This window comes from uncultured Nostoc sp., from assembly GCF_964245575.1.
Taxonomy (GTDB): Bacteria; Cyanobacteriota; Cyanobacteriia; order Cyanobacteriales; family Nostocaceae; genus Nostoc.
Map to the genome: position 1 here is coordinate 20769 of NZ_CAXTNP010000073.1, position 7741 is coordinate 28509.

At 43.1% G+C, this 7741-nt stretch carries 7 protein-coding genes; 3 read left to right on the forward strand and 4 right to left on the reverse strand.

Translation table 11 applies throughout. From position 1 onward, the window contains the following. Positions 1–106: 106 nt before the first annotated feature. Complete coding sequence (locus tag ACFFAP_RS14000) at positions 107–343, reverse strand: DUF433 domain-containing protein (protein WP_375511769.1); 237 nt, start codon at positions 341–343, stop codon at positions 107–109. Between the two features lie 366 nt (positions 344–709). Between ACFFAP_RS14000 and ACFFAP_RS14005 the strand changes: the two genes are divergently transcribed. Both ACFFAP_RS14005 and ACFFAP_RS14010 read left to right on the forward strand, forming a co-directional pair. Continuing rightward, positions 710–1009, forward strand: a complete 300-nt coding sequence (locus ACFFAP_RS14005) for a hypothetical protein (RefSeq protein WP_375511770.1) — start codon at positions 710–712, stop codon at positions 1007–1009. A 534-nt stretch (positions 1010–1543) separates the two neighbouring features. Beyond that, the gene (locus tag ACFFAP_RS14010; protein ID WP_375511771.1) at positions 1544–2266 is read left to right on the forward strand and encodes a TerC family protein; all 723 of its coding nucleotides are present in this window, start codon (positions 1544–1546) and stop codon (positions 2264–2266) included. Positions 2267–2344: 78 nt separating this feature from the next. Here the strand turns inward: ACFFAP_RS14010 and ndk are convergent, their stop codons facing one another. Next, on the reverse strand, positions 2345–2794 hold the full coding sequence (gene ndk / locus ACFFAP_RS14015) for a nucleoside-diphosphate kinase (RefSeq protein ID WP_334747866.1): 450 nt from the start codon (positions 2792–2794) through the stop codon (positions 2345–2347). Between the two features lie 259 nt (positions 2795–3053). Between ndk and speA the strand changes: the two genes are divergently transcribed. Beyond that, positions 3054–5072 (forward strand): biosynthetic arginine decarboxylase, encoded by a 2019-nt coding sequence (gene speA / locus ACFFAP_RS14020; protein WP_375511772.1) that lies wholly within the window; start codon positions 3054–3056, stop codon positions 5070–5072. A gap of 113 nt (positions 5073–5185) precedes the next feature. Here the strand turns inward: speA and ACFFAP_RS14025 are convergent, their stop codons facing one another. Then, the gene (locus ACFFAP_RS14025) at positions 5186–6355 is read right to left on the reverse strand and encodes a sugar phosphate nucleotidyltransferase (RefSeq protein ID WP_375511773.1); all 1170 of its coding nucleotides are present in this window, start codon (positions 6353–6355) and stop codon (positions 5186–5188) included. A gap of 231 nt (positions 6356–6586) precedes the next feature. After that, positions 6587–7417, reverse strand: coding sequence for a segregation/condensation protein A (locus tag ACFFAP_RS14030; protein ID WP_375511774.1), 831 nt, complete (start codon positions 7415–7417; stop codon positions 6587–6589). Positions 7418–7741 lie beyond the last annotated feature (324 nt).

Here is a 7741-nt window from a genome sequence, read left to right on the forward strand (position 1 = left end):
CATGTCACCGCAAATCAGTGAGATGGAATAAGTTTTTGCCAAAAAGCTAGCTTTTTACCATATCAAGAGAAGCAAGTTCTTAATTACTGAGCATCGACAATAAATTTCATGAGGCGATTCGATGAATGCTTTTGACTTGGCACAGTCGAGCAGCAAATAACAAGACAGCCAAAATATCTTCAGATTCTAAATCGTCATAATCTTTCAATATTTCTTCAGTACTCATACCAGAACTGAGCAGTTCCAAAATAAACTCAACTGGATAACGAAGTCCTCGAATGCAGGGTTTACCGTGGCAGATATCTGGATTATGAGTAATGCGTTGTAGAAGTGTGTCATTCATAAATAGGACTTACGCAGTGAAAACCTGAAACCTCGATCCCCCCTAACCCCCCTTAAAAAGGGGGGGATCTGAAAAGCCCCCTTTTTAAGGGGGTTGGGGGATCTATTTTGCGTAAGTCCTAACAAAGAAATATTCATAAATTATTACGATATTTTTGTTCTCAGATTCTAATTCTAGATGCCAAATAACGACAGCAGAAAAATAATTGTAGCTACAAATAAATACTTTTGACTGTTAATTTATTTTTGATTTATGGATTTATAGGTATAAAGTTATACTATAATATATAAATAAGAAAGGCGATCGCCCTCTGCCAAGAATCTGCGATCGCCTTTCTGTAAACCCCCATTTTGGGAGACAATTACAATGATGACACAAGTACAAAAGTTTGTAAAAAATCACAACTTCGCCCAATCAGAATTACAACAGTACTTAGATGGCGAAAACTTAAATACACCCATCCTTAATCAATCTTCTGAAAATCAATTACCGAAAAGAGAACCGATTAAACATCTATTAATAGGTTCTCCAAAAGCAGTTACTAGCACAATTCACTATTTGCAAGTGATTGGCTACGCCAGCATCGGCGATTGGAGTCCGCTACTACCAACCACTAACCCAGGCGAGGTAATGAGTATTTTAATCCGTCAGATTTTAATGCAATAGGACATATCAATTTATTTCTTGTAAGTCCCCAAGTCGAATTACCGCCCTTAATCCCCCCTTGTTAAGGGGGAAACAGGAAATTTAGTTCCCTCCCCTTATAAAGGGGAGGGTTAGGGAGGGGTAAAACCTTGGTTAATCAGCTATTTTAGACTTGTGTGTACACCGTAGCTAAAGCATCGAGGAGGGTTGGGGAGGGGTGTACCTCATGTAGTTGCAAAACACTGTATTAGTGATCAAGCTCGGTCGTTAAGGAAATATTGATAAGCTATTACCATATTTTTGTTCTCATCTTCTAATTCTAGATCCGAACTGACAACAGCCCATTGCGATCGCCTTAAGCTAGATGTTAAAACTTTTGGTGTATTGACTTATACGCAAATTACCCCATTAACACGACGTTCGCACACATTCAACCCCCTTCAAAATGCACCACAACCACGTTAAGCTGAATTAGAGTGGCAATTTATTGCGCTTTTTAATATGCAAATCTCTGTTACTGTCAAAATTTAATTTTTTCTGCTTGAGAAACCCGGAATGCTAGACCGAATTTTTGATTACCTCGACTTTCATTTCACTGTTGAAGCCCCTATAGTTCTGCTGATCCTGGTGCTTTTAGAGGCGCTGTTATCTGCCGACAATGCGATCGCCCTGGCTGCTATTGCTAGGGGGCTGGAAGACAAAGAACTTGAGCGTAAAGCTTTGAACTTTGGTTTAGTTGTTGCTTATGTGCTGCGAATCAGCTTGATTCTCACTGCCACTTGGGTGCAACAATTCTGGCAATTTGAATTATTGGGCGCTGCTTATCTTCTGTGGCTGGTATTCCAACACTTTACCTCTCAACAAAGTGAAGACGATCACCATCACGGCCCCCGTTTTAATTCATTGTTGCAAGCGATACCCGTGATTGCCTTTACAGATTTGGCATTTTCTTTGGATAGCGTGACAACTGCGATCGCAGTTTCTCAAGAAAAATGGCTAGTGCTGACGGGTGCAACAATTGGTATTATTACGCTGCGATTCATGGCGGGATTGTTTATTCGTTGGCTAGACGAATATGAAAACCTAGAAGATGCAGGCTATGTAACTGTGGCCTTGGTGGGTTTACGCTTGTTATTGAAAGTGGTAAACGATAGTTTAGTTCCACCAGAATGGATCATGATTGCTGCCATCTTCCTAATTTTAGGCTGGGGATTTTCCAAGCGTGTTGACACTGAATTACCCCAAGTAGAACCAGAAAAGAGCGAAGTTTCAAAGTAAATGAGAAGTTAAGAGTTAGGAGTTAGGAGTTAATGAATTTTTAACTCCTAACTCCTCATTTTTAACTCCTAACTCTCATTATTCGTGCAACCAAGGCGTTAAGTGTGGTTGCCAATTTACTAATTCTTCATCCTTAAACCATAGAGCTATTTCCCGTTGCGCGGTTTCTTGAGCATCAGAACCGTGGATTAAGTTGCGACCAATATCCAGGCCAAAATCGCCGCGAATCGTTCCTGGCTCTGATGTTAAGGGGTTAGTCGCACCAATAATCTTTCTCGCAGATGCAACAACACCATCACCTTCCCATACCATCGCCACCACTGGACTAGAAGTGATAAATTCGACTAGACCAGCAAAAAAGGGACGTTCCCGGTGAACATCATAGTGTTGTTCAGCCAATTCCCGACTGACTTTCAGGAACTTTAAACCAACTAGGGTAAAACCTTTAGTTTCAAAGCGACGGATAATTTCCCCCACTAATCCCCGTTGTACTCCATCTGGCTTAATTGCTAAGAATGTGCGTTCCAAAGTTATCTCCCAAAACTTAATGAATTTTTTATTTTATCCTTTGTCAATTGTCCTTTGTCATCCTCTGTCTTCAGTCCAAGGGTTTTCCACTAATGACCAATGACTCTTGATTTTTGACTTTTGACTTTTGACTTTTGACTTCCCCAAAGGGACTGACCAATCAGAGTTTATCTCAGAAATTATCTTTGGGTGCATATACGTTCCCAAATGAATGCGCTAAATTGTTAATTCGTGGGTGAAAAACAGAGGTTAGGAACAAATGGGTGTTGATCCAACTGCTACATCTGACGAGGTGGTACAAGTACCGTCCAATGGACACAAATCTGAAGTGAAAAATCATAAACAGAAAAAGCTGTTACCACCTAGTACTACCACAGGAGATTTACCTCGCTCCTGGAAAATTGAGGATAGTGAAGCCTTATACCGGATTGAAGGTTGGGGACAACCTTATTTTTCGATTAGCGCTGCTGGACACATTACTGTGGCACCTAAAGGCGATCGCGGGGGATCTCTTGACTTGTTTGAATTGGTCAACGCCATGAAACAGCGCAACTTGGGACTTCCCATGTTGATTCGCTTTTCCGATATTTTGGAAGACCGGATTGAGCGGTTGAATGCTTGTTTTGCTAAAGCGATCGCCCGCTATAATTACCCTGGTGTCTACCGTGGTGTGTTTCCCGTTAAATGCAATCAAGAACGGCATTTGATTGAGGATTTAGTAAAATTTGGCAAGCCCCATCAATTTGGTTTAGAAGCCGGTTCCAAGCCAGAATTAATGATTGCTCTAGCTGTGTTAGATACACCAGGAGCATTGTTAGTTTGCAACGGCTACAAAGACCGAGAATACATCGAAACGGCAATGTTAGCCCAAAGACTAGGGCAAACACCAATCATTGTCTTAGAACAGATTGAAGAAGTTGATTTGGTGATAGATGCCAATCGCCAGTTAGGTATTAAGCCAATATTAGGTGTTCGTGCTAAACTCAGTACCCAAGGCATGGGACGTTGGGGAGCCTCTAGTGGCGATCGCGCTAAATTTGGTTTGACAATGCCTGAAGTAATCGAGGCTGTTGACAAGTTACGCGAAGCTAACCTGCTCGATTCTTTGCAGTTAATGCACTTCCACATCGGCTCACAAATTTCTGCCATTAATGTGATTAAAGATGCCATCCAAGAAGCCAGCCGCATTTATGTAGAATTGTCGATGCTGGGGGCGGATATGAAATACCTTGATGTTGGTGGCGGCTTGGGCGTAGATTATGATGGCTCCCAAACCAACTTCTATGCATCGAAAAATTACAACATGCAGAACTATGCTAACGACATAGTGGCAGAGTTAAAAGATACCTGTGCAGAGCGGGAAATTACCGTACCAACACTGATTAGCGAAAGTGGACGAGCGATCGCTTCCCATCAGTCGGTGCTGATTTTTGATGTTCTCAGTACTAGTGATGTCCCCCTCGATATACCAGAACCTCCCCAAGAGGGAGAATCCCCAATTATTAATTACCTTTGGGAAAGCTTCCAATCCATCAACCAAGAGAATTACCAAGAGCTGTACCACGACGCTGCACAATTCAAAGAAGAAGCCATCAGCCGCTTCAACTTAGGAATATTACGCCTCAGAGAACGAGCCAAAGCCGAACGCCTCTATTGGGCTTGTTGTCAGAAAATTCTCAACATCACTAGACAGCAAGAATACGTACCCGATGAACTGGAAGACCTAGAAAAAATTATGGCTTCCATCTACTACGTGAATATGTCAGTGTTTCAATCAGCACCAGATTGCTGGGCGATCGACCAGCTATTCCCGATCATGCCAATCCACCGCTTGGATGAAGAACCAACGCGGCGGGGAATTTTAGCAGACCTCACCTGCGATAGTGATGGTAAAATCGACCGTTTTATTGACCTGCGCGATGTCAAGTCGGTTTTAGAACTACACACCCACAAGCCCGGAGAACCCTATTATTTGGGAATGTTCTTGAATGGAGCTTACCAAGAAATCATGGGCAATTTGCACAACCTATTTGGCGACACTAACGCCGTTCACATCCAATTGACGCCCAAAGGCTACCAGATTGAACACGTCGTCAAAGGTGACACCATGAGCGAAGTGGTGAGCTACGTGCAGTATGACTCCGAAGATATGGTGGAAAACATTCGCCAGCGTTGCGAGAAAGCATTAGAAGAAAAGCGCATCACCCTAGCAGAATCTCAGCGACTGCTACAAACCTACGAGCAGAGTCTCAGAAGATATACGTATCTAAATAGTTAGGACTGGGGACTGGGGACTGGGGACTGGGGACTGGGGACTAAGAGCGAGTAAAGAATGGGGACTAGATAGGAAAGTTTTTTGCCACCCAATACCCAGTCCCCAATACCCAGTCCCTAACTTGCGTTTGTCCCCAACAATTCCTCTATCGCTTGTAACTCAAGAGGGGTATGTAATGGCGGGGTTTGACGGGCATCGGTAATCAGCCAGTCTAAAGCAGCCGCTTGAACATCGATTGCAGCGCCAGTTTTATCCACGCAATAACGTCCAAACACCAGCTTATCCACTAAACGCACTCCTGGCCCCAGGCGCGACCATTCAAAAATCACGCTGTTTTCGACTGTTGCGCCACTACATATCCAACAATTAGGGCCAATCATCGCTGGGCCGACAATTTTAGCTCCGTCTTCTATTCTCGTCATCCCGCCAATGTAAACTGGGCCTGTGATATCCACTTTGTCCCAATTTACGGCGACATTTAAGCCAGTGTAGATGCCAGGGGCGACTTCATGACCAGGGATTTGCACATTCTTAATTTCACCCAGCAGTACACCGCGAATCGCCCGCCAATAGTCTGGTACTTTACCAATATCTACCCATTCAAAGTCCATAGGGATGGCGTAGAAGGGAGCTTTGATTTCTACCAATTTGGGAAACAAGTGGCTACCAATGTCATATTCGACACCAGAGGGGATATAGTTAAAAACCTCTGGCTCAAAGATGTAAATACCTGTGTTGATGTTGGTGCTGAGGGCTTCTTCAGTTGAAGGTTTTTCTTGGAAAGCTTTGACACGCCCCTCTTCGTCAGTGACCACCACACCGTAACTAGAAACTTCTTCCTTGGGGACAGATTTCGTAATAATAGTAGCGATCGAGCCTCTAGCTCTATGCCACTTAACCGCCGCAGTTAAATCCAAATCAATTAAAGCATCACCGCACAACACCACAAAGGTATCGTCAAAAAAGGGCGAGAAGTCTTGGATGCGCCGCATCCCTCCAGCTGAACCAATTGCTTCTCCCTCCAGTTTACCGTCGTCATCAATTTTCCCTTCAAAGGAATAGGCAATCTGCACCCCAAAGCGTTGACCATCACGAAAATAGTTTTCTATTTCCTCAGCCAAATGACTAACGTTGACCATAATTTGGTCAAATCCATGTTGGCGTAACAGTTCCAGCAAGAACTCCATCACTGGCTTTTGCAGGATGGGAATCATTGGTTTGGGAATTGTATAGGTAATCGGACGCACGCGAGTCCCCTTGCCAGCCGCGAGAATCATCGCTTTCATAAAAATTTATTCCTCAACCACAAGCCAGTTTACTTTTATCAAGTGATACTTAATCATCAGTTTTTATTTCTGCTCTAAGTTATCCCTTAAACAGGGATAACAGGAATTTAGTGGTTATTGCAACCATAGGTATACTTAGATGACAAGCGATCGCTTATCTTTTCAATTTACTCGGATTTTAGGACTGAATCAAAAATCTGTAAATTATCTGTAAGGCTACTTATCGCTTTCTTACTTCATCGACTCCTCAAAAGGTTTGCCAGTCTTAGCTGAATCTGTCAGTAGCCGAACTTTAATCTCATGGTAAAACTCTTCTTGAAATAGCTCTACTTTCGATTGAGCCGATAGTAACAGTAGCGCCCAGAAAACGCTAACTAAATGACTGTGTTTAGAATCATGTCCAGACCCATTTTGGTTGAGAAGCTTTGTCTGAGTCCACAACTCTACAAGTTGTTCTAGATTCAACCAATTTTGTTCTAAATTTAGCTCCCTTGCCGACAGATTCAACACCTCCTCCAGTTCCCTAGCTACTTCCGTCAGATTTTCCTGGTGAGCTAACTCCAGCGCCTCCCGCATACTTTGGACGCTAGGCAGACGTCTGGGACGGATAGGTTTGCTGACTTTTTCTACCAGTTTTAGCTGGTTTGCCATAATCTGCAATTGCTTGATTAACTCTTGCAGAGTCACCCGGCGCTTTGGTGGTGGCATTGCCGATGCACGACGACGCAATTGCCGTTCTAATGGTAGACGATGACCCTGATGTGATATTCCGTCTTCATCTTCCAATAGAGCATCATCTACTACACCATTGTCGATATCTCCTACTGTTGACAATTGCATCAATGTATTAGCTTTGAATAAGACCAGCATTGATGCTGACAAAAATGCTTGTCCAGATTGAGACAAGTCCGATTCATAACCTCTTCCTATTGCCTCCGGTGCCATCAGTTCTAAGTAACGGTCAATCACCTCAATCACTTGGACATCCCAAGGGTCAATTTCTCCCTGTTCTGCTTGGTAAATCAGGAGAGTGATTGTTTCTAATAGCTCGGAAGCTTCCATCAACGGGTTCTAAGTTAATTAATAAGAATCAAAAGACCGTAAATTCAACACTAAACTCATCGATTATTAGCAAAGCGTATACTCTATGCACTCGCTTGCGCTTGTTTTATTCAGGAATTGCCTGCTGGCAGTCTCCTCGGAAATTTGTGATCAATCACCATTGTGAATTGTGAGATCAGATTGTGCAACTTTTGACTTGGGTATTGGCTAGAGGGAGTTAGAACTTAAATAGTTCAGCCTCAAAGGCTCAAAGTTGAGCTTCTGAAGGTGGAAGTTGAGCTTCTGAGGGTGAACGTTGAGCTTCTGAGGATGAACGTTGAGCTT

Coding starts and splice junctions, on each gene's coding strand:
- ACFFAP_RS14000 (WP_375511769.1), bottom strand. CDS start 343: ATGAATGACACACTTCTACAACGCATTACTCATAATCCAGATATCTGC.
- ACFFAP_RS14005 (WP_375511770.1), top strand. CDS start 710: ATGATGACACAAGTACAAAAGTTTGTAAAAAATCACAACTTCGCCCAA.
- ACFFAP_RS14010 (WP_375511771.1), top strand. CDS start 1,544: ATGCTAGACCGAATTTTTGATTACCTCGACTTTCATTTCACTGTTGAA.
- speA (WP_375511772.1), top strand. CDS start 3,054: ATGGGTGTTGATCCAACTGCTACATCTGACGAGGTGGTACAAGTACCG.
- ACFFAP_RS14025 (WP_375511773.1), bottom strand. CDS start 6,355: ATGAAAGCGATGATTCTCGCGGCTGGCAAGGGGACTCGCGTGCGTCCG.
- ACFFAP_RS14030 (WP_375511774.1), bottom strand. CDS start 7,417: ATGGAAGCTTCCGAGCTATTAGAAACAATCACTCTCCTGATTTACCAA.